General features: G+C 58.8%; 23 protein-coding genes and 2 pseudogenes. 9 read left to right on the forward strand and 16 right to left on the reverse strand.

The features are described from left to right. Positions 1-506: 506 nt before the first annotated feature. Complete coding sequence (locus P3R82_RS11475) at positions 507-764, forward strand: helix-turn-helix transcriptional regulator (protein WP_111564720.1); 258 nt, start codon at positions 507-509, stop codon at positions 762-764. A gap of 125 nt (positions 765-889) precedes the next feature. Here P3R82_RS11475 and P3R82_RS11480 read toward each other — a convergent pair whose 3' ends face one another. The 7 genes and pseudogenes from P3R82_RS11480 to P3R82_RS30295 form a co-directional block, all read right to left on the reverse strand. Continuing rightward, on the reverse strand, positions 890-1,252 hold the full coding sequence (locus tag P3R82_RS11480) for a response regulator (RefSeq protein WP_283193939.1): 363 nt from the start codon (positions 1,250-1,252) through the stop codon (positions 890-892). Between the two features lie 144 nt (positions 1,253-1,396). Beyond that, positions 1,397-1,495 (reverse strand): annotated as a pseudogene (locus tag P3R82_RS11485) (hypothetical protein); the annotation flags it as partial. A gap of 412 nt (positions 1,496-1,907) precedes the next feature. Beyond that, on the reverse strand, positions 1,908-2,369 hold the full coding sequence (locus tag P3R82_RS11490) for a GAF domain-containing protein (protein ID WP_283193897.1): 462 nt from the start codon (positions 2,367-2,369) through the stop codon (positions 1,908-1,910). Positions 2,370-2,730: 361 nt separating this feature from the next. Beyond that, positions 2,731-2,877, reverse strand: a complete 147-nt coding sequence (locus P3R82_RS11495; protein ID WP_162725569.1) for a PAS domain-containing protein — start codon at positions 2,875-2,877, stop codon at positions 2,731-2,733. 1,176 nt (positions 2,878-4,053) lie between these two features. After that, positions 4,054-4,491, reverse strand: a complete 438-nt coding sequence (locus P3R82_RS11500; RefSeq protein WP_111564722.1) for a hypothetical protein — start codon at positions 4,489-4,491, stop codon at positions 4,054-4,056. A gap of 11 nt (positions 4,492-4,502) precedes the next feature. Further along, positions 4,503-4,853 (reverse strand): hypothetical protein, encoded by a 351-nt coding sequence (locus tag P3R82_RS11505; RefSeq protein ID WP_111564723.1) that lies wholly within the window; start codon positions 4,851-4,853, stop codon positions 4,503-4,505. Positions 4,854-4,902: 49 nt separating this feature from the next. Then, complete coding sequence (locus P3R82_RS30295) at positions 4,903-5,397, reverse strand: hypothetical protein (RefSeq protein ID WP_112950136.1); 495 nt, start codon at positions 5,395-5,397, stop codon at positions 4,903-4,905. Between the two features lie 440 nt (positions 5,398-5,837). Between P3R82_RS30295 and P3R82_RS11510 the strand changes: the two genes are divergently transcribed. Next, on the forward strand, positions 5,838-6,446 hold the full coding sequence (locus P3R82_RS11510; protein ID WP_283193898.1) for a CHASE4 domain-containing protein: 609 nt from the start codon (positions 5,838-5,840) through the stop codon (positions 6,444-6,446). A 177-nt stretch (positions 6,447-6,623) separates the two neighbouring features. Next, on the forward strand, positions 6,624-8,027 hold the full coding sequence (locus P3R82_RS11515; protein ID WP_283193899.1) for a bifunctional diguanylate cyclase/phosphodiesterase: 1,404 nt from the start codon (positions 6,624-6,626) through the stop codon (positions 8,025-8,027). A 109-nt stretch (positions 8,028-8,136) separates the two neighbouring features. Here P3R82_RS11515 and P3R82_RS11520 read toward each other — a convergent pair whose 3' ends face one another. Next, positions 8,137-10,191, reverse strand: coding sequence for a response regulator (locus P3R82_RS11520; protein ID WP_283193900.1), 2,055 nt, complete (start codon positions 10,189-10,191; stop codon positions 8,137-8,139). A 481-nt stretch (positions 10,192-10,672) separates the two neighbouring features. On the opposite strand from P3R82_RS11520, the gene P3R82_RS11525 reads away from it, so the two are divergent. The 3 genes from P3R82_RS11525 (at position 10,673) to P3R82_RS11535 (ending at position 14,251) form a co-directional block, all read left to right on the forward strand. Further along, on the forward strand, positions 10,673-11,932 hold the full coding sequence (locus P3R82_RS11525; protein WP_283193940.1) for an epoxide hydrolase: 1,260 nt from the start codon (positions 10,673-10,675) through the stop codon (positions 11,930-11,932). A gap of 307 nt (positions 11,933-12,239) precedes the next feature. Next, complete coding sequence (locus P3R82_RS11530) at positions 12,240-13,634, forward strand: sensor histidine kinase (RefSeq protein WP_112989541.1); 1,395 nt, start codon at positions 12,240-12,242, stop codon at positions 13,632-13,634. Beyond that, a complete protein-coding gene (locus P3R82_RS11535) occupies positions 13,631-14,251 on the forward strand; it encodes a response regulator transcription factor (RefSeq protein ID WP_111564728.1) in 621 nt (206 codons plus the stop codon). Before P3R82_RS11530 ends, P3R82_RS11535 begins: the two co-directional genes overlap by 4 nt. A 12-nt stretch (positions 14,252-14,263) precedes the next feature. Here the strand turns inward: P3R82_RS11535 and P3R82_RS11540 are convergent, their stop codons facing one another. From P3R82_RS11540 to paoA, 8 genes and pseudogenes are all read right to left on the reverse strand, one after another. After that, complete coding sequence (locus tag P3R82_RS11540; RefSeq protein ID WP_111564815.1) at positions 14,264-14,812, reverse strand: hypothetical protein; 549 nt, start codon at positions 14,810-14,812, stop codon at positions 14,264-14,266. Between the two features lie 80 nt (positions 14,813-14,892). Beyond that, the gene (locus tag P3R82_RS11545) at positions 14,893-15,180 is read right to left on the reverse strand and encodes a hypothetical protein (RefSeq protein ID WP_146618549.1); all 288 of its coding nucleotides are present in this window, start codon (positions 15,178-15,180) and stop codon (positions 14,893-14,895) included. A 12-nt stretch (positions 15,181-15,192) separates the two neighbouring features. Further along, positions 15,193-15,603: a response regulator gene (locus tag P3R82_RS11550; protein ID WP_283193901.1), complete on the reverse strand. Its 411-nt coding sequence runs from the start codon at positions 15,601-15,603 to the stop codon at positions 15,193-15,195. Between the two features lie 307 nt (positions 15,604-15,910). Next, positions 15,911-16,498 carry a BA14K family protein gene (locus tag P3R82_RS11555; RefSeq protein WP_162724759.1) on the reverse strand — a complete coding sequence of 196 codons (588 nt, stop codon included), beginning with the start codon at positions 16,496-16,498 and terminating at the stop codon, positions 15,911-15,913. Between the two features lie 107 nt (positions 16,499-16,605). Next, positions 16,606-17,004 carry a DUF1236 domain-containing protein gene (locus P3R82_RS11560; RefSeq protein ID WP_111564732.1) on the reverse strand — a complete coding sequence of 133 codons (399 nt, stop codon included), beginning with the start codon at positions 17,002-17,004 and terminating at the stop codon, positions 16,606-16,608. Positions 17,005-17,620: 616 nt separating this feature from the next. Beyond that, positions 17,621-19,819 (reverse strand): aldehyde oxidoreductase molybdenum-binding subunit PaoC, encoded by a 2,199-nt coding sequence (paoC, locus tag P3R82_RS11565; RefSeq protein WP_283193902.1) that lies wholly within the window; start codon positions 19,817-19,819, stop codon positions 17,621-17,623. A 3-nt stretch (positions 19,820-19,822) separates the two neighbouring features. Further along, positions 19,823-20,772: pseudogene (locus P3R82_RS11570) on the reverse strand (xanthine dehydrogenase family protein subunit M). Continuing rightward, entirely contained in the window at positions 20,769-21,407 is a 639-nt protein-coding gene (gene paoA / locus P3R82_RS11575; protein ID WP_111564735.1) for an aldehyde dehydrogenase iron-sulfur subunit PaoA, read from the reverse strand. Before paoA ends, P3R82_RS11570 begins: the two are co-directional and overlap by 4 nt. 425 nt (positions 21,408-21,832) lie before the next feature. Between paoA and P3R82_RS11580 the strand changes: the two genes are divergently transcribed. From P3R82_RS11580 to P3R82_RS11590, 3 genes are read left to right on the forward strand one after another with little or no spacing between them, the layout of a single operon-like run. Beyond that, on the forward strand, positions 21,833-22,885 hold the full coding sequence (locus tag P3R82_RS11580; protein WP_111564736.1) for a type III polyketide synthase: 1,053 nt from the start codon (positions 21,833-21,835) through the stop codon (positions 22,883-22,885). Beyond that, entirely contained in the window at positions 22,882-23,388 is a 507-nt protein-coding gene (locus tag P3R82_RS11585; RefSeq protein WP_111564737.1) for an isoprenylcysteine carboxylmethyltransferase family protein, read from the forward strand. Before P3R82_RS11580 ends, P3R82_RS11585 begins: the two co-directional genes overlap by 4 nt. A 52-nt stretch (positions 23,389-23,440) precedes the next feature. Next, positions 23,441-24,928 carry a DHA2 family efflux MFS transporter permease subunit gene (locus tag P3R82_RS11590; protein WP_111564816.1) on the forward strand — a complete coding sequence of 496 codons (1,488 nt, stop codon included), beginning with the start codon at positions 23,441-23,443 and terminating at the stop codon, positions 24,926-24,928. The last annotated feature ends 302 nt before the right edge of the window (positions 24,929-25,230 follow it).

Genomic DNA, 25,230 nt, shown 5'->3' on the forward strand with positions numbered 1-25,230 from the left:
CGCCCCCTAATAGGCAATGACCACGCCGTTGTCGAACCAAGGAGCCGCGAATTTAGACCAGCGAGCATCCCGGAGATCTCGCGGTCAAGGACGCCACGCTCGCGACCACCGCACGGCCGCTAGTCGTCGCCATCGCCGCGCGGGCGCGCCCTTCGCAATGCCACCCAGGGAGCGCCATCCCCATTATCACGCAACGACCACTGAGATTGCGTCCACGCCGATTCTCACGCCCCAGCTCCATCTCCCGGGAAGCTGAAGAACGCGGTTTCGTCACGATCAGATGACCGCGCCTCCGGCCCCGCGGCGCCTGGCGTAGCCGTCATCTCGATACCCAACTCGTTCTGCAGCCGTCACCTCGGGCACCCCACCAAGCGTCGGCGTTACAAGGACAAGATCGACGCTCGCGAGTGTTAAACTGACGTATTTTTTAAGGTCGAGGAGATCCAAACGATCGCCCTACACGTGTAAAGAAACAGCTTCTTGTCTCTAATCGGTTGGAAAAAGTAATGATACCCAGTGGTGATAAGTCGATCCATTCGCGGATAAATAGCAATTTAGGAAGACGCGTAAAGTCAGCCCGAAAATCACTGGGACTTAGCCAAACTCACTTGGCAAACGCCTTGGGCGTCTCGTTCCAGCAAATCGGCAAGTATGAAAGTGGTCAAAACACCATGTCCGTTCCCACGTTCTTGACAATCTGCCACGCTCTTCGCCTTAAGCCATCATCGCTGCTCGACGAATACTCGGACCGGGAAAAGTTCTAACGCGGAGTGACGTCCTGTCCTCCGCGCGTTTGGCGCCGTCAAGCCACGGACATACGGTAAGCGCTTGCTTGCGCGAAAAAGAATCATTTCGAAGAAACGATCAACTAATTCGCCGGCGCTTTGGTCTAGCTCATCAGAAGTTCCGAAATCTTGAGCGCGAACGCGTCCGCGGCGAACGGCTTCGTCAGCACGAGCATGCCGTCTTGCAAATGACCATGGTTTAGGACGGCGTTTTCCGCATACCCGGTGACGAACAGCACGCGCAGCTCTGGGCTCTGGACGCTGAGGGCTGAGCGCGGGCGGCGGCCGCGACGCTGGCGCCCGTTCATGCCGTTTGGCAATCCGACATCCATGACAAGCAGGTCAATACCCGGCCGGGCGTCGAGCAGCTTCATCGCCGATGGCGCGTCGTCCGCTTCCAGAACCGCGTAGCCAAGCTCTTCAAGCATGTCGACCGCCACCATCCTTACGAGCGGTTCGTCGTCCACGCATAGGATTGTCTTTACATCCGGCGCCCACGGCGTTTCGACCGTTGGAACAAGGACCTCTTCATGGCGGGCATTATCATGATGTCGCGGGAGGTAGATGCAGACCCTCGAACCTTTGCCACTTTCCGAATAAATGCGGGCGGTCCTCCAGTAGACCATGGACAGGCCGAGCCCCGTCCCCTTACCGATTGGCTTGGTTGTGTAGAATGGGTCGAACGCTCGAGCGACAACGTCGGGTGTCATGCCAGTGCCCGTATCGCTCACGCAGAGCGAGACAAAGTGCCCAAACGCCAGACCGCGCGCCCTCGCCGCGCGATCGTCGAGTTAGCGGTTACCCGTTTCAATCGTCAACTTTCCGCCGTTCGGTATGGCATCTCGTGCACAGATCGAGAAGCGCGTTCTCAAGCTGGCCCACGTCGAGGAACGTCGTCGCGTCTGCCGTCTTGAGAAGGCGAGTAGGCGCTGTGTCAAGCCCGCCGCCCGCTTGACCGAGGCATGGGCGCCGCTTAGGTAGCGATCAATGTCGTCGACGCTGCCTTGGGCTACCGTGTCCGCATTAGCTCAAGGCTGCCAGCAATGACGGCGCGGATGTTGTTGAAGTCGTGGGCGAGACCGCCCGTTAACTGGCCAACGGCCTCCATCTTCTGAGCTTGCCTTAGCGCTTCCTCGGCTTGCACCAAGGCTGCCGTGCGGTCTTCGACGCGGGCTTCGAGGGTGGCGTTGAGATCGCCGAGGCCGCCGCGGTGCTGCGTAATTCAGCATCTGATCGCACGCGCTGGATATGTGCCCAGGACCGCTCCGTAACTTCCTTGATCAACGCGAGCTCTTCGTCCATCCAGCGGTGACGCACCTTATCGTGGATGGCCATCGGCGAGGTCAGCTTGCCTTCCTTGATCAAGGGCATGCATATTGTCGCCGCGATGCCGATGTCTTGAAAGGTTTTGGCCGCTTCCGGCGCGAGGTCGGCCAAGCTGTCGTTGACGATCAGCGGCTGGCCCTTGTTGAGTTTCTCCACGGCAAGTTCGCCAAAGTCGGCGAGACTGTAGTGGCCAACAATTGAGGGCGCGCCATCGGTTGCCCAGTCACCTCGTATGGGTGAAGCCGTCGCCGTCCTCATCCATGTCCGCATAAGCGCAGTTGGAGATCGAAAGATATGTCACCACCATGCTTGTCGTGATGTCGAGGAAAGCGTCAGCGTCGCGGCTATTGCCTGTTTGCCTGCTTAGATCATCGAGGAAGCGTAATCGTGCCTCGGACCGGCGCAAGGCGGCGTCGGCCTCCATCCGCTCCGTGACATCGGATCCCGAAACAAAAATGACCGTTATCACACCCGAGGCGTCCTTGATGGGCTGGTATACGAAGTCGACGTACAGGTTGATGGTGGCACCATGACGTCCCTTGATTTTGAGGAGCGCTCCCAGCGCCGAATGCGGCTTCGCGCTTCGCCTAACCTCATTGAGAGCGGCTAGAAAATCTTGCTACGTCGCTTCCGGCAGGACCTCGGCAGCACTCTTGCCAACCGCATCGCGATGGTCGACCAGCTTCGAGTAGGCGGGATTGACGTATTGGAACACATGGTCAGGCCCACTCAGCATCGCCATGAAGCCGGGCGCGTTTTCGAACATCTGTCGCGTTCCCATTCCGATGCAAGCCGCTGGCGCCCACGCACGGCTTCCGTCGTCTCGATCACGGTGTCGATCATGCCGAGAACCGTGCCGTTTTCATCTCGGATAGGACTGTAGCAAAAGGTGAGATACGCGGTCTCCGCCTGCCCATGTCGGGTGGTTTCGAGCGGAAAATCTCGTGGTAAACCGCTTCGCCGGACATCGTCTTTTGCGTGATCGGCCGCAGCTGCTCCCAGTTCTCTCTCCAAGTCACTTTTAGCGACTGTCCCACTGCCCCCTGCCTGTTGCCAAGCATTGGAACGTAGCCGTCGTTCTAAATCGCTATGAGGTCATCACCTCAAAAAAGGCATTGGGGGAAGTCCGACGAAATCATCGCGTCGACCGTGATACGCAGGGCTGCCGGCCACCTCTCGATAGCGCCCAATGGCGTTTGGTCCCACGGGAAGGCCCTGACCTTTTCAGCCATGAGGCCGATGGAGGAAGGAAATCTCGAAATGTCGGTCATGTGGCCTTGCGCTGATTATTTCAGTTACGCGAGCGCATGGAAAGTAAAGATCGATGAGAAAGCAACAGCCACGAAGCTGGCCCGGACCCGGAACGCCCGGACGAGACTCCATCGGTTCAAAGGCAACAAGCCGTTGGTTTTGATGAAGCCGCGACCTCGTTCGGACATCTGGCCCGGAAGCGCTACTCACTCATAACTTTATGACGCAGCCCAGCAGTCGTTCGCTGAGCATGAGGTCACCGACCTGGGGAAGTAGACCGAACTAAGAGCGATGGACGCGAATGGAGGTCGGGTCGTCAGGCCTGCGTCGCGGTCCAGCCGAAGCGCGGTTTGATCAGGCACATGGTCGTCCGACACCGGGAAATTGTGTTTTCGATGACAGCGCCATCCGATGCCCCCTTTCGTCCAAGGAGCCGTGAAACATCGAACTCGATCACATGCTTGTCCATGATCGAATTCTAAAGGATCACGAGCTTGCCGGACCACGTGAGGCATGACGATGTTACCCTGATCCTTGGAGGAAAGGCCGCGCCATGGATGACGGCACGGCCTTCAAAAACGTTTCCTTCAACGAAATCCGAAGAAACTCAGTATAGCGAGAACGATAACAACCGCCCCCACTAGCCAGATCAAGTTGTTCATTTTACATTCCTTTCCTTTGTTTAGAAGGGTTATTCCTCCTCCGGTATGATTGTTTGGTTAGTCCTGCTTTTGACAGGTTTCTCCCCCGGAACGTGCGACATTGTGCGCGTGGTGCTTTCCAGGCTATCGCCGTCCGTGGTCGTCTTGGTCTGGGATTTGCTGAAGGTTCCCTTGTCGACAGCCTGAGCCTTTGTCCGTGCCTTCAGCTTGTCGCCGTTGTCGTTGACGTGCGTATTGCTCATGGCTTTACCGCCATCGGTGGCGGCGCCGCCTCCTGAAGCAATGGAAGATGAGGTGCCATTGTCGGTCTGACAGGCACCCGCGGTCCCAACCGAGCTCGCGGATGTCCCGCCAGCGCTGGCACTTCCTCCACTTCCGACCGTTCCTGATAAACTACAATCTTGCGCCAGGGCGGTCGTCGTTGCCGACACACAAACCACGGCTAGCATCAACGCAAATCTTTGCATGTCCCCTCCTCCTACTTTGATGGGTTGGTGATTGAACAAGTGCCATCGGATCGCTTCGTCACCACCGAGCCGTCGGCCCGCGTTTTACTCGCTGTCGAGAAGCTGTCGGCGCTTGCCGAGCCAGCCGACGAGCTAGACGCGGACGAAGTCGCCGTGCTTGACGAGGCGGTCTGTCCGGTCGTCGTCGATGAGGTCACCTTGCCGTTGCCCGCGGTCACCGATGTAGACATGCCGCCAGTGACCGAGTGGCCTTCGATGATCGTGCAGACCGTCCCGTCATCGAGCGTAATGCTCTCGGCTGACGCATGACCAGCGGTCAACAGTGCGGCCGCGACGATCAAGGATTTCGTGATGATAGACATTGTTGCCTCCAAGAAAGGAGGCCGACGCTCGTGACGTCGGCCAAGCCGATTAGCAAGAATGACTGCCGTTCTTCTTCACTTGACCTGGAGCGCAGCCTTTCTTGCCCTTGCTATCGTGGGATCCGGCCTGGCTGCCGCCGGTGCCGGCCGTGCTTCCTGACTGGCCGTCCCCCGCCGAGGAACCGCCGGTACCGACCGAGCTGCTCGACGTGCCGCCACCAGACGTGGAACCTCCCGTGCCGAGCGTCGACGCGGAGCCCGAACCTGATCCAGCCGATGACCCGCCGGTTCCGACCGTGCTGCTCGACGTACCTCCGCCGGCGGACGAACCTCCCGTACCGACCGTTGAGGAGGTGCCAGACGGGCAGCTGGTGCCCCCCGCGGCGCAGTCGCCGCCAGAGGAGCTTCCGCCCGTGCCCACGGTGCTGCTGGACGTACCACCGCCAGCGGACGAACCGCCTGTCCCGATCGTGCTTGAAGTTTGAGCAAATGCGGTGCCGGCGACGAGGGCCGTTGCAAGTGCGATGCTGGTAACCTTGAACATGGTTTTTCCTCCTAGTGGATTTGCGTTTAGCGCCCGATTCTGTCGGTCGGTGCTATTCAACAAACTAGGGTTTGGTCCCGCTGTTCCGCATGGGGGACCTCAGTCGGATGCACCATCGGACCTAGGTCGCAACTGCTCCCTCGGTAGGGGCATAAAGCCAGCCAGGCCCAACACCGCCAATAAACCGCGCGGCCGCCGCCAAGGCTCCGGCGAGGGACACAAGGGCTGCTGAACGTGGGACGCTAACCTATTTTCCGCGACGGCGCATCGGAGGTGAGGCTTGAGTGATGCTTTCCGGTGGCCAGCGGTTGGACCGGGGCCGGATGCTCGGCATGGGTACACGGTACATATGCCGTTGACACTTCTCTAACCGTGTTATTTGCCGCTGTCTTAATGGAGCTGCTTTAACGTTTCCTGCGATACAGGGTGACATATCGCAAATGGCAGTGCAGCTTCGTTCTCAGTGGTTTCTCCGGTTTATCCTACCAGCATTCTTTTCGCTGACACTTTGCGGGTTACTGGTGCTCAGCTTGCAATGGGCCGCATCCTCCACGGATGAGGTCGCGTCCCTTAGGCAGCGCGATCTTGTCACGCTCACGATTGCCAAGCTTCAGGCCGGTGTCGCACATGATCAGGAAAGTGCCACTGTCTGGGACGACGCCGTCAAAAATACCACCAACCCAGACCCGGGCTGGATTGAAGCAAACCTCGGCACGTGGATGCACAGTTATTTCGGATATGACGCTGCGCTCGTACTGCGCCCAGATCTGTCGGTTCTATATCAATTTCCAGCCGGGTTCGAAAATGGATATTCCGCCGCCAACCTAAAGAGCGCTTATCTGCCACTGGCGCGCAAGCTACATACGCGACTTTCCGTTGGCGATACGAAAGGCACGGACGCGCGCGTGCTATCGATCGGCGAGATCCGATTTAAGATATGTCGGCTTTCGGCCGGCGATCGTCAGCGTCAAACCGATCGTATCCGATACGGGAGATATCGAACAAATACCCGGCGAACAGATGCTTCACGTCGCCGTTCGGTTTCTTGATGGAGACTTGCCGCGGTTAATCGGACGAGAATATGAGTTCGCGGATTTGAAGTTCTCCGCCACGGCGCCAAATTCGCCAAGTTTGGCGCGGCGCCGTTAAACACGAGCGATGGCAAGGTTCTCGGCTTTTTCACTTGGGAACCTTTTCAGCCTGGCAGGCACGTTCTGCGGGCTACCATGCCGACGCTACTCGCCGCACTGGTTGCCTTGTTCGCCGCGTCCAGTGTCGCCGCCAACGCCATATCGCGAAGGTCTGATCGGCTCGCGTTGAGCCGTGCGCAGCTTCGTCATCAAGCCTCCCACGACACGCTTACAGGTCTCGCCAATCGCGCGCATTTCTCCGAGCAACTGGAACTGAAACTGGGCTTGGGGAGCGCGAATGACCTACGTTGCGTGATGTTTGTTGATCTCGATCGCTTCAAGGCGGTCAACGACACTCATGGTCATCCAATCGGCGACAAACTGATAAGCCTCGCGGCAGCTCGGATGCGCTCACTTCTTCCCAACGGCCTTATAGGGAGGATAGGAGGCGACGAATTCATCGTCCTGCTTGATAACGAAGATGCGCGATCCGCTGAAGAGAAGGCAGGCTTGCTCGTCAAGGGGCTCAAGACTCCCTATGATATCGACGGTGCGCATATCTCGGTCGGGGCAAGCATAGGTGTTGCTTTCGCGCGGGGTCGTTGCAGCCCCGATGAGGTAACACGGCAGGCGGATATCGCCCTTTATCACGCAAAGGCGGCGGGTCGAAATACCTATGCCATGTTTGGGGTTCACATGGACGAATTGCTGCGAAGTCGCCGAATGCTGGAAATAGACCTCCGCCACGCGATAGGTTCCGGCGGTCAATTGGAGGTATTCTATCAGCCAGTTTTTACCGCGGATGGTGGAAAATTGTATTCGCTCGAGGCGCTCGCGCGATGGAAGCATCCCGCATTGGGTTACGTTCGCCCTGACCAGTTCATTCCACTCGCCGAGGAAATTGGTCTCATTAACGAAATCGGCGCCCTTGTCCTCGAGGATGCCTGCATGATGCTGGCACAGTCTCCAGAGATCCACGTCGCGATCAACGCTTCAGCGTTCGAGCTCTCGACACCAGGCTATACCGATCAAGTCCTAAGCGCTCTTTGTAAGTGGGATGTCAGTCCCGCTCGGCTGGAGATCGAGATGACGGAGACGGCCGCGGCTGGCGAAAGTGGAGAGCTTGAGAAAACGATCACCAGGCTTAGAGAGGCGGGGGTTCGCTTCGCTATAGATGACTTCGGAACTGGTTACTCCTCGTTCTCCCGCGTGCAAAAGATTACCGTTGATCGAATCAAGATCGACAAATCGTTCATTGATGAAATGCATCGAGCCGATAACAGAGCCCTCGTTATCGCCATGATCGAGATGGCCAGGGCAAAGGGCTTGAAGATCACGGCGGAGGGCGTGGAGACGAGTGAACAACTGACAGCGCTTCAGAGCCTAGGCTGCGATGACCTGCAGGGATTTCTCTTGTCAAAGCCTTTGCCGCGCTCCGAGGTTCTCGCCTTGATGCCGCGTTGCCGTGGCGGTTCTCGACAAGAAGCTGATACCGCGTGACCTCCGACAAACCATGGCCGACCATGCGGGGTCATGGAAGGCGCATCCCTAGTGAAGCCTTGATGTGCTTGGACACGTCATCCGCCTTTGATGTCCAGACGATATGGACTTAAATTCCTGAGAGGCCATCTAGGCGAACCACGTTGCTGTGATCGTAGGTCCGTGAACGACCCGACTGGAGCGCCGCGGTCAGTTCCTCGAGCCGGAATGGTTTCGTAACCACGGGGTAATTTATGGCCGCGCCAACCTCGATACGATCGCTATATCCCGTCATCAACACAACAAGCATTCGCGGATACTTCCCACGAATTTCCTCCGCGAGCTCGATGCCGGAGATACCCGGCATCATGATGTCGCTCAAGACGGCTTCAATGTCATTATGCTTCTCGAGGATCGCAAGAGCTTGTTTCGCGCTTTCCGCCTTGAATATGCCCGACACCGTTCCTTCCAGCGCAATAGCTGCCGATTCAAGTGATGATAGTGTGTCGTCAACGATGAGAATTTTGCCCGAAAAGCCAAATTCGGTGTTTATTGTCTCCCGAACAATACGGGGCTCTGTCGATTTGGGCAGCATTAAAGTGAGTGCGGTGCCGCGGCCGAAAATACTGTTAACCTTGACGGCCCCCCCTGTCGCCTTCGCGAAACTGTGAACCTGGGTAAGCCCCAAGCCCACCCGGCCGTTTTCCTTTGTCGAAAAGAAGGGTTCGAACACTCGTCCGAGATCCGCCTGGCTGACGCCTCTCCCCGTGTCAGTCACGGTCAACGCGACGAAAGCGCCTGATATCGATGAATCTTCCCAGGCGCCCTCGGGTACGTTTCTGGCCGATACCGTGACAAGACCGCCGTTCTCCATTGCCTCTCGCGCATTTGTCAAAAGATTAACGAGAGCGATCTCCAGCGCGGCGGGGTCCACATAAACGGGCCAAGTATCGGTCGGTATGGCAAGGTCCAATACCACCGCATCGTTCAGGGCCTGACGCAGGAGCGGTTCAAGCTCCGGAAGTTTGAGGTCGAGTTCAACATGAGTGGCGCCCTGATTGGAGCGCCGAGAGAAAGCGAGCAGACGTTGCGTTATCGCCTTGCCTTTCGTTATTCCCTCGGACATGTGGGCAAGAAGTTGCGTCACCCTTTGCTCATTGTCTCGACGTCGCCTAATGCCCTCGACGCCGGAGTGGAACACCATCAGCAAGTTGTTGAAGTCATGCGCCGCCTGACCCGTGAGCTTTCCGAGCGCATCCATCCGTTGCCAATTCGCGACGCTCTCACGCTCCAAATTTCGCGCGTTGATCTCCCGCTGGAATAAAAACGCGGCGGTTCCCGTCAGCACAAGGGCCACGGACGAACCGGCGAAAGCAAATATCCAAGCTCTACGAGCCAACTGGTCATATTCCAAAACCGGGAGACCCACCTTCACCCGCCAGGGCGTTGCTTGCAGCGAAGCCTCACCAACTCGAACATCGCCGCCGCCAGCCAAACTGACTCTGTCGGGATCCGAGGCGGAGACAATCGCGAACGCTCGACCTTCCGTGCCAGCGAGCTTCGGTTCAGCGGTCGAGGCTACCAATCTTCCCTGCCCGTCCATCACCCAAGCCGACCATGTCCCGGGCAGACCCGCCGTGCGCAGAAGATCCGCCACCGTCGCGGGACGAATAACCGCTGAAACAACGGCCCGAAGGTTGTTTTTGCGCTCGATCGGAACGCGGATGGCGAAAGCCGGCCGGCCCTTGGATCCACTAACTATGTTGCCGACCACCGCTGTTCTAGACTGTATGAGGCGCTCGTGGCTTTCGATGTCGACCACACGCCGGTTCGCGGAGGAATCCAGCGGTGGATAGGCCAGGACGACGTTGCCGCTCTCGTCCGAGATACGGATCTGCTCCCACTTTGGAATGCGCTCGCGCAGTCGACGAGCGGTCTCGGCGAAGCTCGAGCGCGAAATTGGGAGATCAAAGCGCGGCGAGTCGGCCACGACCGTCAGCAATTGAATCTGCGTGTCCAATTCCCGCTGAAGTGTCGCGGCGATGGCACTCGCCATGATCCGCGCGTTTCCATCGAGCGCCTCACGCTGCAGGGTCACGAAATACCAAGACATTCCCGCCGCCAGGATGATGACCGGTATAAGCGAGGCGCTCAAGAGAAGAAGAGCTGGTCGGGCTTTGTTCACGCTATTCGTCCTGTTATCGCATCAAGACATAAGGCTAACGGCGGATCATGCAAGCGGCGATCGGCACGCGACGGGGTAGCCTGATTAAAATCGCGGCAGCAGCCACCTTCGAGCCAACAAATCGCATGATAAGACCCCTTCCGCGCCTTCGGGTAAACGGCACGGGCACTGTCCGGAAGGATCGGAAGCGCCTGATCATCCGAGGTTACAAATAATTCGCCGAACTCGCGGTAACGGTCCGGCATGTAGGGGTGTTGGTGATTTCCCCGTGCCACGTGCCCTTCAATTCCAAGCTGTACGTTTTGATACAACTCTCAACGTTTCGTAAACATACCGGATACCTCAGGTTCGTAGATCACCTCCGCATCAAATGTGGCCGCGTCGGCCCAAACAAGGAGAGGATCCAATGATCAATCTAAGAAAGGCATGCCGCCGTAAGCCAGCCGCTCATCGTGGGTTCGCGATAGCGCTCAGTTCCCTGATGATGCTTCCAGCTGTTACGGCGCACCAGGTTAACGCGGCAGACGCGCGAATACCGGATACTCCAAGGGCGGAGCAAGACGAGGCCGTCCGTCCGTTCAGGATAGATGTTCCCCAGTCACAGCTAGACGATCTGCGCAAGCGAATTGCCGAGACACGTTGGCCAGACAAGCAAACTGTCGATGACATCTCGCAAGGCATCCAACTGGACAGGGTCCAGAAGTTGGTGAAATATTGGGGTACCGACTACGACTGGCGAAAAGCCGAAAACGAACTAAACGCGCTACCGGAATTCATCACGAAAATCGACGGCGTCGACATCCAGTTCATTCACGTTCGCTCGCGCCATCCCAACGCCCTTCCCCTCCTTCTCACCCATGGGTGGCCGGGATCGCAGTTCGAATTCATCAAGGCCATCGGGCCATTGACTGACCCGACCGCGTTTGGCGGACATACGCAAGACGCTTTCGACGTTGTCATCCCATCGATCCCCGGCCATGGCTTCTCGGGCAAGCCGACCGAACTCGGCTGGGGCCCGGATCGAGTTGCCAAGGCTTGGGACGTCCTGATGAAGCGTCTGGGTTACGCAACCTATGTTTCCCAGGGTGGAGACCACGGCTCCGTCATCTCCGACGCGCTAGCGCGCCAGAATCCGAACGGCCTCCTCGGCATTCATCTCAATATGCCAGCCACCGTGCCTGGCGAACTCATGAAGGGTATCAATGCTGGCGACCCCGCCCCCAGCAGCCTGTCGCGGGACGAGAAGGACGCGTACCAATCGCTTTCGACGTTCTTCGGCCGAAACGCGGCCTATGGTGCGATGATGGTGACGCGTCCGCAGACCATTGGCTACTCGCTTTCTGACTCGCCCTCCGGCCTGGCATCCTTCATTTATGAGAAGTTCGCGCAATGGAGCGACAGCGATGGGGAGCCAGAGCGCGTACTCTCGCGCGAAGAGATGCTGAACGACATCACGCTCTATTGGTTGAACAACGTCGGCGCGTCGTCTTCCCGCTTTTACTGGGAAAACAATAATAATAATTTCAGTTCCGACACCCAGAAGACCAAAGACATCAAAGTGCCGGTTGCCATTACCGCCTTCCCGAAGGAAATCTACAAGGCACCGGAGAGCTGGAGCAAGCAGGCCTATCCCTCGCTCATCTATTACAACCAAGCGCGAAAAGGGGGGCATTTCGCGGCCTGGGAGCAACCGCAGGTCTTCGCCGAGGAATTGCGAGCCGCCTTCAAGTCGTTGCGCTAGTTCATGGCGTCGGGGCGGCACTCTTGCAGGCCGCCCCGATTGCGACGTACGGACACATCCTCTTTGTCTAGGTTAGCTCACGGCAAGGAACCGGTCACGGGTTACATCTGATGGAAATCACGGGCCGCCTGGCAAGCCGTCAGCCGACGTTGGAACAGTTTCAGGTCAATTTCATAAATGTCATTCGCGATGACGGATGAGCGATGTGGCAGCTGGCGTGATTTTGCATGGGCGCCTGGCGTAGCCAGCATCTGGAAAAACTCTGAACGAGCGATAGGTATCGGAGGTCACACACAACTGGTTGATCATGAACTGGATTTCCCGCTGGACGGCACGCTCTCTTGCCCTGCGATTTGTCGTCGTCGGCGGTCTGGTCAGTTTGGCGGCTATGTTCATCGTCGGTTATCTGGTGTCGAAGGTCATCGAAGATGCGGTGATTCATAATTCCGGCGCCGCCACCGCCCTTTATGTCGATAGCGTTGTTGCTCCGCTTCTTCCCGACATGCAGAAGGCCGCGCCGCTCGATGAGGCGAGCGCGCTGGCGCTCGATGAGACGCTTGGCCAAGGAGCGCTCGGAAAGCGATTGGTGTCGTTCAAGCTGTGGCGCGGCGACGGAACAATTCTCTATTCCAACGACAAGGCGCTCGTGGGCAAACAGTTCACTGTCAACGACAAGCTTCGCCAGGCATTCGCCGGAACGTTGGTTGCGCGCTATGAAATCGCCGACGACCCCGAAAGCACCACCGAACGTTCGCTCGGCAAGCCATTGATGGAGATTTACAATCCCGTGCTCCAGCCCTGGTCTGGCCAGGCCGTCGCTGTTCTCGAATTTTACGAGACGGCCGAAGGGCTGGGCGAAAGCCTGACGCGAGCGAGATTGTGGAGCTGGTTTGGCGTCGCCGGTCTCACTTCCGTGTTCTTCGCCGTCCTGTCAGGGCTGGTTTTTCGCGGGAGCCGAACGATCGAGGACCAACAAAAGGATCTCGCCAAACGCGTCGCGGAACTCTCCGCATTGCTTGCAGAGAACAAGGGGCTGCAGGGCCGGCTGCAGCGTGCCTCCCAACGCGCCGCATCGTTGAACGAAACCTATCTGCGCAGCATCGGCGCCGATCTCCACGATGGGCCGGCGCAACACATTGCCTATGCGTCGCTGCGGCTGGACAGCGAATTGCTGATCAGCGCGGAAACGCTGCCCGACGAGCGTGAGAAGGAGCTCACCTGGATCCGCTCCAGCCTCGCCGAGGCGATGACCGAGATCCGGGATATCTGCAAGGGACTGGTGCTTCCGGAGATCGAAAAGGCTTCGTTTGCCGAGATCGTCAATCGCGTCACCGTAGCCCACCAGATGAGAACCGACACGACCGTTAACACCGTGATCGAGCAGGACGGGTCGGAGCCTGTGGCGGCGGTCAAGATCTGTATCTATCGGTTCATTCAGGAAGCCTTGAACAACGCCCATCGTCACGGTGGTGGCATCCAGCAGGCCGTTTGGGCCTCCCTCCATCGCGGGCATGTCACGATCGAGGTCAGTGATCGTGGCGACGGCTTCGATCCAAACCATGTCAGGCCATCCAGCCTGGGGCTTGTCGGGCTCCGCGAGCGGGTCGATAGTCTTGGCGGAACGTTCGAAGTGAAGACCGGGGACAAGGGCACGATCCTGACGATGACCTTCGAACCAATGGAAACGGGAGAGCAGAGATGACGTCCATTACGGTTGGGATCGTGGATGACCATCCATTGTTTCGCGAAGGTGTGACGCGCAGCCTTTCCGAAATCAAGGACTTCCTGGTCGTGGGGGAAGGTGCCACCAGCGACGACGCGGCGATGATCGCGGCCGACAAGCATCCCGATGTCATGCTGGTCGATGTCTCCATGCCGGGCGGTGGCTTGAGCGCGATCGGTGAGATCCTGCGGCGCAGCCCATCGACGAAGGTGTTGATGCTGACGGCGTCGGAGGAAATCGACACGCTGCTGGCAGCGCTTCAAAGGGGCGCGATGGGATATGTTCTGAAGGGCGTCGGCTCCAGGGGGCTCACTGAGGCGATCAGGACGATCCTCAAGGGAACCCGCTATGTGTCTCCAGCCATGTCCGCGAAAGTGGTGGATGTCTCGCTGGACAAGGAGCCGCCCAAGAACGCTTTGACTCCACGCGAACGCGAGGTGATGGACCTTGTGGGAGAGGGTCTCTCCAACAAGCATATCGGGCTGCGGCTTGATCTGCAGGAAAAGACCGTCAAGCATCACATGACGCAAATCCTGACGAAACTGGGCGTTTCGAACCGAACCGAGGCGGCGCTGCGCTGGCGTGGGAAGGGTTAGGGTCTACACGCTCTAGCGAACAAACCGGTTCAGCCGCCGAACATCGTTGGCTGTCGCCTGCCTGTCCACGATGGTGCGGCCTTTCGAATCCCGCATGATGTAGCGACCGCGCCGAAGCGTTTCGGTTATGCCATTGCCGTGGCGAACATCGACACTGCCATCTGAACTTTCCGTGGCCTTAACGCCCGAGGCTGATGATGCGGAGGGAGATGATGGCGACGAGCCGCCGCCCTTGCCGGAGTTGCCGCTTGCGCCCGCGCCCCCGTTGCCATTGCCGTTCCCGTTACCACCCGCGTTGCTGGAACTGTTGCCGGCGTTGCCCGAGCCGTTTCCATTGCCTGCGCCGTTGCCGTTGCCATTGCTGGAACCGTTTCCATTATTGCCGCCGTTGCCATTTCCGCCGCCATTGCCGTTGCCGTCATTGCCGTCCTTCGCATGCGCGGCATTCGTCGTCGGCGCCGGAAGCGGCCCGAAACTTAGCGTCAGTGGCATCGCCGAGATAAAAAGGGCGACGGTCGCCCCGCATCCCAGTCTCAGTAGGCAGCGCCTTGAAAGCATGATTGCGCCCTTTCCGGCCTTTATGCCCTTGTCTACGCAGATAATGGCGCATGGATCTCCGCCGCACAGATCTTTCGCATCGATCATTCGACCTCTGGGCGATCGGTGCGCTGTTTGTGGCGAAATTCAACCACCTGCCGCATCTGCGCCAGGCGAAGCTCAAGCGCGGTCCGATCCATCGATGGGGCAAGCTTGGCAAGTTCATCGGCCAGAATGTCCATCTCCCGGAGGAAGAACAGCAGGTCAAAGCCACGCTCGAGTTCGGTGGCCGCGTCGTTGGCATCAGGCGAACTGGTTCGCAACGACGCCCGGTCCGCCGACATGATCTCGACGACCGCACCGCTGGCGTGCCTAGCTCGAGTGTTTGTCACGATGTGCTCCTGTCAGTGCTGTTGCGGTTTGGACGTGGCATTTCCCACGCCATCTTGTGCATTCTGTTGTCGCGCACGGCGGCTGCGCCACGCTGCGGCCTGGCGTAGGCCGTCGACAACGCTCGGTAAACTCGGTGGTTTGACGACGACGTGCACCCCGTCCCGGTCGCCAACAAGATCAGGATTTCCCGTCAGGTAGACGATGCCGACGTTGAAATGGTCGACCAGCTGCCTTGCGATCTCCGGCCCTGTCAGCCCATCGGCGAGGCGCACGTCCAGAATTGCGATATCAGCCTCGGGCGCCAGCTCCATCGCCTCGGCCGTGTTTCGGGCAATCCCCGCGATCTCGAAACCCTCTGCCATCGCGATGTCTTCCACCATCAACGCAAAAGCCGGCTCATCCTCGACAATCAGAACACGCATGATCGCTCCTAGTGTATCGTCGGCGCCAAGTGGCGCAGGTCGGAATCGGGTGCGGCAAAAATTCCAAGCTCGAACTTGCGCGCCCTGACACGGCCAAGCAGGTCTGTCCTGATATTCCGCGGCTCGGGCAAGATGCGCGATAAAAGTACAATCCGCTCACCGTGGGCCCATCCATCGCGTACGGTTTGTGGCTCTGCCAAGTTTCGGTCGATGTTCTTGGCGGCGAAACCTAATCTTCCTATCGTCCCTAGGAAGCTAACCACAACGAACTGCAGAGCAAAACGGGCTTTGGTCCAGGATGCGCCGATTATTCGATCGCCGCGACCGTCTGGGCTTCAGCCGGTGGCGTGCATTCCACGCGTGGCCCAGAGTAGGGCTGATATGTGTTGTCGTCCGCGCGATAGGATCTGTAGCGACTGGCGCACCATCTTGCCGTGTTCGCCGGGAGGGCCGCGACTGGCGACGTCGACGCCGGATCGCGGCTTTCAAACGGCGGCTGGCACACGCGGACCTGTCCCTCGAAGGTGCGATATGTGTTCGTCGTCGGGTCGAACGATCTGTAGCGCGATGAGCACCAATTCAGATGCGCTACCGACATTCCGGTCGATAGCGGCGATGTATCGGTGGGCGCCGACGCGGCGACCGCTAGTGGCTTCTTCGCAACCTCCCGGGTGTCCGCCATCGCATACGTCGAAAGTGCGGGGGGCAATCGTATATAAGTCTGGAGGGCCGGATAGACACGCGTGGGCTCGGTTGTCCAAAGATTGGCATCCATTAGACCGCGCAAGTCTTGTTGCGTGTTTTCCGCCATGCCGATCGAAGCAATCGACGCGGCAAGCGTGACCGTGCCCATAACGGTGACTATTCCAAACGCGACACTCGCGAGCCCGTTCATCGTCAGTATCCATTTTGTGCGAAGACATTTGCCAGCGTCATATCGGCGGCGGTGGTCAGATCGGCTTGAGCGGCAAGGCATTTGCCGCGCCGCCCAACCGAGTTCGATCAATTGATGACCTGAATAACCTTGCGGGACGAAGGTTCGATGATGACCCGCTCGTTGTTGACGATCGCGTAGCCGTACTTCGGATTTTCGGGCACCGGTGTGACCACGACCGTCTCTGGCAAGGCGTGGCCAACCACGACTTTTTCCCGCACAATCACGGGCTCCGCCGGTGCCGGCGCTTCGCGAACATAGGTAACGACCTTTGCGGGCGGTGGATCGATGATCGTACCGACCACGGCGCCCGTGACGCCGCCCACGGCCGCACCGACGGGACCGCCGACGATGGCGCCGGTGACCGCTCCGCCAGCCGCGCCATTAACAGTGCCCGACTGCGCCACGGCGACGCCGGACATGAGGGTGATCGCCGCGATCGCGGTCGCTGTAAGTTTGAAAGACATGTTCATCTCCTTTTGGAAGCTTCGTCGCAGCCAGAAAACGGCTTTGCCTGCTGGTAGTTCCGTGGTCGGACCTAGGTCGGAGACATCTCAGACTAAGGTCTGAGGCGAGGTGTTGAAGTTCGATCTCGCTCAGGCTAATAGCGGCTCGTTTTGGGCGAGACAGCCCGCTATCGAGGGTATCGATACTTGAAATTTTGACGTCTCCACGAGCAAAGGCGAGCTCTTCGAGAGGACTGACGCTCGCAGCATTATCTGGTCCACGGGTGTTCTTTTTGTTTGATGCGACGCGAATGATATTCCTAGACGGCACCGCCCTCGTTTCCCCACTCATTGCGAGGACTCCCATTATGGCGAGCCTTTCGTTTTAAGCGTAGGCACCAGTCTCGTGCGAGGTGTTGACCAAACCTCATCGCAAATTGCGTCAGCGGCAATGTTTGTCTGGCTTGGCTTGAAACGCAGCCAACTATCGCTCTCCTCGAGCCGCTTGCGACTGGCGACCAATATCATCGCGGCAAGGCTTACGATTTGTCGACAGCATCGGGCAGCCGCGTAATCGGGGATTCCAGCTAGGCCATTGATGAATGAGGCGGCGGCCTCGCCCGGCCACCGCATACCATCAGGCAATATCCGGCAGCTCGCCGATCAGTTTGTCGAGTGTGATAGGGTAATGTCGGACCCGAACGCCGGTCGCGTTATGGATCGCGTTCGCGATAGCCGCCGAGACGCCACATAGACCGAGTTCACCCACTCCCTTGGCCTTCATCGGAGACGAATATGGGTCCGTCTCGTCCATGAAGATGACCTCCTGATGAGGAATATCCGCGTGAACGGGTACCTCGTAGCCCGCGAGATCGTGATTAACGAAGAAGCCATGGCGAGTATCAACCGCAAGCTCTTCCGTCAATGCCCCACCCGCGCCCATCGTCATCGCGCCTATAACTTGGCTGCGGGCGGTGATCGGATTAAGAATGCGGCCGGCCGCGCACACGGCCAGCATGCGGCGAATGCGCGTCTCACCAGTGGCGACATCAACGCCGACCTCCACGAAATGCCCGCCAAAGGTGGACTGCTGGTGGGTCTTGGTCAGGTCACCCCAGTCAATCGTATCTTCGCCGACAATACCATCGGTTCCAGCGGCTTCTGCCAGCGCCACGATCCGGTTGCCCAATTTGACCTCACCATTCTCAAACACGGCGTCGGCCGAGTTGAATCCCAGTTTGCTGGCAATTGCCTCGCGAAGCTTGACGCAGGCCGCGTAAACTCCCGAAGTCGCGGAATTGGCACCGAACTGACCGCCCGATCCCGCCGACACTGGGAACCTGGAATCACCGAGCCGGACAGCGACTTTTTCGACGTTGACGCCCATCATTTCGGCGGCGGTCTGAGCGATGATCGTGTAACTGCCGGTGCCGATGTCGGTCATGTCCGTCTCGACCGTGACGACACCATCTTGATCGAGCTTGACCCGCGCCCCGGATGGCATGACGAGATTGTTGCGAAAAGCTGCCGCGACCCCCATGCCAATCATCCAGTTTCCCTCGCGCCGTTTCGCTGGGCGCGTCCGCTTGTCCCAGCCGAACTTTTCGGCACCAAGTCTCAAACAGCCAATCAGATCGCGATGGGAGAACGGGCGGTCGGGATTTTCCGGATCGACCTGGGTATCGTTCTTGATCCGGAACTCGATTGGATCGATGGCGAGCTTCTCCGCCATTTCATCCATGGCGATTTCGAGCGCCATTAGACCGGGAGCTTCGCCGGGCGCACGCATGGCGTTTCCTTCCGGAAGATCAAGCGTGGCAAGCTTCATCCCCGTCATCCGGTTCTCACCAGCATAAAGCAGCCTCGTTTGCATCACAGCGGTTTCCGGACCACCGCCTGGAAGATCGCCTGACCAGCTCTCGTGCGCGATCGCCGTGATCCTCCCATCTAGTTCGGCGCCAATGCGAATACGTTGGATCGTCGCCGGCCGGTGTGTCGTGTTATTCGGTATCATCGGTCGCGGAAGCGCCACCTTGACCGGTCGTCCAATTGACTTCGCGGCCAAGGCCGCGAGCACCGAGTCAGCACGAAGGAAAAGCTTGCCGCCAAAGCCACCACCGATAAATGGTGACATCAGGTGCACTTTCTCCTTCTCGACGCCAAGCGTCGTCGCGAGATCGGTACGCCACCAGTCGATCATTTGGCTTGATGTCCAGACCGTGACCTCATCACCGTCCCAAGCCGCGATCGACGCGGGGGGCTCCATCATGGAATGGGACTGATCCGGCGTGGTATATTCGGCGTCGAGCGTAACCTGGGCAGTACCAAAGGCTGCCTGGAAATCACCCGCGGCGCTCTCGGGTTCGGTCGAGGGATCCGGCGTCTTGGCATTTGCCATCTCGGCCCTTAGATCAAACGCACCCTTCTCAGGCGCGTAGTCAACCTTTATCAAGGCGGTCGCGGCGCGCGCCTGTTCGAATGTCTCGGCCACCACGACGGCGACCGCCTGGTGGTAGTGCTTAATCTCCCTGCCACCGAAGAGCTTCGCGGTGTTCATCTTGCCCTTCCGCAGATCGCCGACCTCGAGTGTGGTGATGACCCCGAGCACGCCAGGCGCCTTTCTCGCGGCGGCGCTGTCGATGGATATGACCTGTCCCTTGGCGATGGCCGAACCAAGAGGGTAGCCATAGGCATATCGTAGCGCCGGGTCGTGCCATTCGTAGGCATACATGGCTCGGCCCGAGGTTTTTAGCTCGCCATCGATGCGGTGAATGGGCTTCCCAACGACTTTGAGTTGATCAATCGGATTAGTTGTTGCTGGTTTTTCGAACTGCATGACCTATTCCCTCGCCTCTGACAAAACGGCGCCAAGCGTGCGCTCGGTCAGGCCTATCTTGAATTTGTTTTGCTCGGTCGGGCGTGCATCGGCAAGAAGCGCCGCCGCCGTCGCGCGAGCGCCCTTGTTTAGTTCGGCTTCCGCGGTCTCGACGCGCCACGGCTTGTGGGCGACGCCGCCCACCGCGACCCTGCCGCTACCATCGGGCTGGATAACGGCCGCGATCGATACCAGCGCGAACGCATAGGATGCGCGGTCTCGAACCTTTCGGTAGATGTGTTTGCCACCAATGGGCGGAGGCAAGGTTACACTCGTGATAAACTCGCCCCGCTCGAGGGTTGTCTCGAGATGCGGCGTATCGCCAGGTAAGCGATGAAAGTCGGCGATCGGAATGAAACGCTTCTCTCCGTTGGACTTGACGGTCTCCACGACCGCGTCCAGCACCCGCATCGCCACGGCCATGTCGCTAGGGTGGGTGGCGATACAGGCCTCGCTCCCACCGATCACTCCGAGCTGGCGGGTAATCCCGCCAATGGCGGAACAGCCGCTGCCCGGATCACGCTTATTGCAAGGCTGGTTGGGATCGTAGAAATAGGGACAGCGCGTGCGCTGAAGAAGGTTACCGGCTGTCGTCGCCTTGTTGCGCAGCTGCCCGGACGCCCCGGCCACGAGCGCGCGCGAAAGAAGTCCGTAGTCGCGGCGCACGGTCTGGTCAGCCGCGAGATCGGTATTGCGCACCAGGGCGCCGATGCGCAAGCCGCCATCCCGTGCTTTTTCGATCTTGTCGAGTCCAAGGCCATTAACATCTATAAGATGCGATGGCTTTTCTATCTCGAGCTTCATCAGATCGAGCAGATTGGTGCCACCGGCGATGAACTTCGCCTCTCGATTTTGCGCCGCCGCTCGCGCCGCGCTTCGACGGACGATGCTCTCTCATAGGAAAACGCCCTCATGCCGGCACTCCCGCGACTTCCTTGATGGCGTCCAAGATATTGGAATAGGCTCCGCATCGACAGATATTGCCGCTCATGCGTTCGCGGATCTCCGCGGATGTCACGGTTGCTTGGGCAATAAGATTTTCGGTGACATGGCTCGGGATGTCGGCGTCAATCTCCTGTAGTACCGCCACGGAAGAACAGATCTGTCCCGGGGTGCAGTAACCGCACTGAAATCCATCATGCTTGACGAACGCGGCTTGCATCGGGTGAAGATTGCCGGGCCGCCCGAGACCTTCGATGGTCGTGATCTTCTCTCCTTCATGCATGACCGCGAGTGTCAGGCAGGAATTGATGCGGCGGCCATTGACGATGACGGTGCAGGCGCCGCACTGGCCGTGATCGCAGCCTTTCTTCGTCCCAGTGAGATGGAGGTGCTCGCGCAGCGCATCGAGAAGGGTGGTCCGGTTATCCAACGTCAAATGCTTCGTTTCTCCGTTGACCTCAAAGACGACTTTCGTTTGTTCTTCCACGATTTCTCTCCTAATGTCGGCCGCGCATACACCCGTCGCGGCTCCGGCAATCGCCACCGTCGCGGCTGAGGACACAAGCAGCTCCCTGCGTGAAGGTTCCAATCGGATTGGTGATGGCATCTTTGGTTCCCAGCTAATTTTTCCGGCATTGGGCGGCTTCAACCCACGCCGTTCTGTTTCAGATAGGGTCGAGGTCGAGCACGATAACCCGAAAGATGGATGCGCCAGGCACCGGAATTCAAGAATGCGCTGAGGCTTGGTGATCCAAGTTATATAAGCCATGGAGCGCATGCTTGTTCCAAACGTCAGCTCAACGGCCTCGGAAAGCGATAGTGATGCTCGTTAAAGATATGGCCTGGTTGATAGCCGTGACGCTAGGACGATGGGCGGCGCCGGCACCAAAGCGCATTAAGTTCTGCTTTTTCGCAAATTCCCTGGAATAAAAATAATGTCCTGGAAACCCTGGACCCCGGGAGAACGTTCCTACTTTCGGACCAGAAGTCTTGGCGAAGCTCGGTCTCAAAGACAGTCGCCCTAGGATCCCAATGCGCCCATCCGTGAAACTGGTCTCCCTCGCGACCGCCCTGCCCCCACACATCATTGATCAGCGAGACGCCGCAACCGCTGCGTACAAGGCCTTTTCGGCTCGATTTCGCGACTTCGAGCGGCTGGCAAACGTCTTCGAAAGCTCCGGTATACGTCGACGCTATGGCGTCCGCTCGATTGACTGGTATCTGGCCACGGCCGGATGGCCAGCCCGAAACGCCGCTTTTATCGAGGGTGCGAGCGCTCTTTTCGTTGAAGCGGCGAAGCGTGCCCTTGAAGCCGCGCGCCTTGCCGCGTCCGACGTCGATACGATCGTGACGGTATCCTCAACGGGAATCGCGACGCCCAGCCTGGAGGCTCGCGTCGCTAAAGAGATGGGATTTCGAGAAGACGTCGAGCGAGTACCTGTTTTTGGTCTCGGCTGCGCGGGGGGCGTTTCGGGTCTGTCGATCGCGGCCCGACTGGCGGCGTCGCGTCCAAATTCCGTGGTCCTTCTTGTCGCCGTGGAGACCTGCACGCTTGCGTTCAGGCTGGACAAGCTGACGAAGGCCAACATCGTCGCGACCGCCTTGTTCGGCGACGGTGCCGCCGCCTGCATAGTCAGGGCAGGCGACGCGGGCTTGGCTGAGATCGAAATGAGCGGCCAGCATACCTGGTGCGACACTCTCGACATCATGGGCTGGAGTGTCGATCCCGAAGGCTTGGGGGTTATTTTCGACCGCGCCATCCCGCCGTTCGCGGAAGAAAATCTTCGCCCCGCGATTGAAGGAATACTTTCAAGATCCAATCTATCAATCCGAGATGTGGATCGCTTCGCATGCCATCCCGGCGGTGCAAAGGTCATTGACGCGCTCGAGAGCGCCCTGATAGTCAATCGTGGCACACTCGACCATGAACGCAATGTTCTTTCGGAATTCGGAAACATGTCCTCTCCGACAGCCTTGTTCGTTCTCGATCGGCTTATTGCGTCCGCTCCTCCGCCACGCATACTGCTGACGGCGATGGGTCCAGGTTTCACCGTGAGCTGTGTCTCGCTAAGGACAACCGCATGATCTGGGCGTATGTGTTATTGTCGGCTGTCACCGCTGAGCGCGTGGGTGAGCTTTGGCTAGCGGGACGCAACACTCGAGCGTTGCTAAGGCGAGGTGGCCACGAGACTGGCAGGCAACATTATGGCTTGATCGTCGCGCTTCACGCCTCCTGGCTCACGGGCCTGTGGCTTTTATCATGGAATTCCACGGTGGATCTTGGCTGGCTGGCGGCGTTCGGTCTGCTGCAGGCTTTGCGGCTCTGGACCCTGCTGACGCTCGGCACGCGCTGGACAACCCGAATTATTGTTGTGCCCGGTGAGACGCTTGTGCGGACGGGCCCTTATCGCTTTACGCGCCATCCCAACTATGTTGTCGTGGTCGGCGAGATCGCCGTGCTTCCCTTATGCCTTGGCCAACCGGTTTACGCGGTTGTATTTTCCATCGCCAACGCGATTATACTCTTTGTACGCATCAAGACCGAGAACGCGGCGCTTTCAGGACCACCATATGATGCCCACCTCTGATCCTCCTCTAGGTCTCCGCGCTTCGCTTTTAGTCTGGATCGGGTTCGTGGCGATGTGCGCCGGTATGTTCATGGCCATCCTTGACGTCCAGGTTGTGGCGACGTCGCTCCCGACGATCCAATCCGCGCTTGAAATCAACCCGGATCGGATGAGCTGGATCCAGACCGCCTACCTGATCGCCGAGGTCGTCGCCATCCCGCTCACCGGCTACCTCACCCGGGTTTTGACCATGCGCTGGCTATTCGTGGGTTCAATGATCCTTTTCGTGATTGCTTCGGCGGGCTGCGCCGCGAGCGGCGAGTTCAGCGAGCTCGTTTGCTGGCGTGTCCTCCAGGGGTTCTCCGGTGGGACTTTGATCCCGTCAGTCTTTTCCGCGGTGTTCATCCTGTTTCCCAGCCAGCGACAGGCACTAGCGACAACGATTGCCGGCGTCCTCGCTGTTCTCGCGCCGACGGTTGGGCCGATAGCTGGTGGCTGGCTCACCGAAACCTACTCCTGGCATTGGCTTTTTCTGATCAACCTGGCACCGGGCACGCTCGCGGCCGCGGTGGCATCGCGAACCCTACCACGCCATGTCGTGGATCATTCAGCACGTCAGGGGCTCGACTGGATATCCCTGCTGTTGATGGCGGGAGCTCTCGCCGCTTTGCAAATCGGGCTCAAGGAAGCGCCGACGAGTGGGTGGATCTCATTGTACGTAGTTGGCTGCCTCGGCTGCTCTTTTTTCGCCGGATCGCTTTTCACATGGCGTTGCACGATGCGATCACCACCGCTCGTCGAACTGGGTAACTTCCGAGACCGCAACTTTCTAGTTGGTTCGGTCCTAAGTTTCACTCTTGGCATAGGGCTGTTTGGATCCGTGTACCTGATGCCAGTCTTTCTGGCGTTTGTCCGGGGACACAACGCGTTTGAAATCGGCATGACGATGCTGGTCACGGGCGTTGCCCAACTCATCACGGCGCCGATTGCCGTTGCGTTGGAGAAGAAGACCGACCCGCGCGTCTTATCGGCGTGCGGCTTTGCGTTGTTTTCCGTGGGGATTGCCATGAGCGCGTTTCAGGACCCACGATCTGATTATGATGCGATGTTCTGGCCGCAGGTCGTTCGCGGCGTGGCTATCATGTTTTGCCTTCTACCTCCCACCCGACTTGCACTTGGTGGGCTGCCGCCCCACCGGGTTCCAGATGCCAGCGGCCTCTTCAACCTCATGCGTAATCTCGGTGGCGCGATCGGGATCGCCTTGATCGACACCATCATCTACACCCGCACCGATGTCTTGGGCGAAAAGCTTTGGAAGGGCCTCGAGAGTGGCAACATGAAAACCGCCGCATTCATAGGGGCTCCAGCGGGCATCGTCAGTGCTCATCAGTCCGGCGCGTTTGATGCCGGCAAGACAGCGTTGCTCGATCCACTCGTCCAAACCGCGAGTTCCGTCGAAGCGATCAATGAAGCCTGGCTTCTCGTCGCAATAATGACGGCATGCGCGATCACTGCTCTTCCTTTCGCAAGGCACGTACCGCGCGGTGAGAGTGGAGACTAGCCGATCCGAGGACAATAATCACGCGCCTTTGCCGAGCCACGATGCAACGCGCGTGGATCGCGTTTCGTAGAGGTGCATCAAAATACGATCGTGACTATCGAACCGGAAGCCAAGATCTCTCTTCGCAGTCGCCCTTCGTGACTCAAGTACTTCTCCCCTTCATACCTACCCCGATGGAAATGCCAGCAACATCGCACTCCACGCTCGAGCCCTGGCTCAGCACCTCGGTGCCGAGGTTCATGCGCTTGTTCCGAATGCCGATTTTCCGCCGATCAGCAGCCCCCTGGCCAATCTATTGCTTG

This window comes from Rhizobium sp. AN80A, assembly GCF_030053015.1.
In the GTDB taxonomy this organism is placed as follows: Bacteria; Pseudomonadota; Alphaproteobacteria; order Rhizobiales; family Rhizobiaceae; genus Rhizobium; species Rhizobium metallidurans.

Excerpts from the sequence above, each read along its gene's own strand:
- P3R82_RS11475 (WP_111564720.1), top strand. The coding sequence starts at position 507 with ATGATACCCAGTGGTGATAAGTCGATCCATTCGCGGATAAATAGCAAT.
- P3R82_RS11490 (WP_283193897.1), bottom strand. The coding sequence starts at position 2,369 with ATGAGGACGGCGACGGCTTCACCCATACGAGGTGACTGGGCAACCGAT.
- P3R82_RS11495 (WP_162725569.1), bottom strand. The coding sequence starts at position 2,877 with ATGTTCGAAAACGCGCCCGGCTTCATGGCGATGCTGAGTGGGCCTGAC.
- P3R82_RS11500 (WP_111564722.1), bottom strand. The coding sequence starts at position 4,491 with ATGCAAAGATTTGCGTTGATGCTAGCCGTGGTTTGTGTGTCGGCAACG.
- P3R82_RS11505 (WP_111564723.1), bottom strand. The coding sequence starts at position 4,853 with ATGTCTATCATCACGAAATCCTTGATCGTCGCGGCCGCACTGTTGACC.
- P3R82_RS30295 (WP_112950136.1), bottom strand. The coding sequence starts at position 5,397 with ATGTTCAAGGTTACCAGCATCGCACTTGCAACGGCCCTCGTCGCCGGC.
- P3R82_RS11510 (WP_283193898.1), top strand. The coding sequence starts at position 5,838 with ATGGCAGTGCAGCTTCGTTCTCAGTGGTTTCTCCGGTTTATCCTACCA.
- P3R82_RS11515 (WP_283193899.1), top strand. The coding sequence starts at position 6,624 with ATGCCGACGCTACTCGCCGCACTGGTTGCCTTGTTCGCCGCGTCCAGT.
- P3R82_RS11525 (WP_283193940.1), top strand. The coding sequence starts at position 10,673 with ATGATGCTTCCAGCTGTTACGGCGCACCAGGTTAACGCGGCAGACGCG.
- P3R82_RS11530 (WP_112989541.1), top strand. The coding sequence starts at position 12,240 with ATGAACTGGATTTCCCGCTGGACGGCACGCTCTCTTGCCCTGCGATTT.
- P3R82_RS11535 (WP_111564728.1), top strand. The coding sequence starts at position 13,631 with ATGACGTCCATTACGGTTGGGATCGTGGATGACCATCCATTGTTTCGC.
- P3R82_RS11550 (WP_283193901.1), bottom strand. The coding sequence starts at position 15,603 with ATGCGTGTTCTGATTGTCGAGGATGAGCCGGCTTTTGCGTTGATGGTG.
- P3R82_RS11555 (WP_162724759.1), bottom strand. The coding sequence starts at position 16,498 with ATGAACGGGCTCGCGAGTGTCGCGTTTGGAATAGTCACCGTTATGGGC.
- P3R82_RS11560 (WP_111564732.1), bottom strand. The coding sequence starts at position 17,004 with ATGTCTTTCAAACTTACAGCGACCGCGATCGCGGCGATCACCCTCATG.
- paoC (WP_283193902.1), bottom strand. The coding sequence starts at position 19,819 with ATGCAGTTCGAAAAACCAGCAACAACTAATCCGATTGATCAACTCAAA.
- paoA (WP_111564735.1), bottom strand. The coding sequence starts at position 21,407 with ATGCCATCACCAATCCGATTGGAACCTTCACGCAGGGAGCTGCTTGTG.
- P3R82_RS11580 (WP_111564736.1), top strand. The coding sequence starts at position 21,833 with ATGCGCCCATCCGTGAAACTGGTCTCCCTCGCGACCGCCCTGCCCCCA.
- P3R82_RS11585 (WP_111564737.1), top strand. The coding sequence starts at position 22,882 with ATGATCTGGGCGTATGTGTTATTGTCGGCTGTCACCGCTGAGCGCGTG.
- P3R82_RS11590 (WP_111564816.1), top strand. The coding sequence starts at position 23,441 with ATGTGCGCCGGTATGTTCATGGCCATCCTTGACGTCCAGGTTGTGGCG.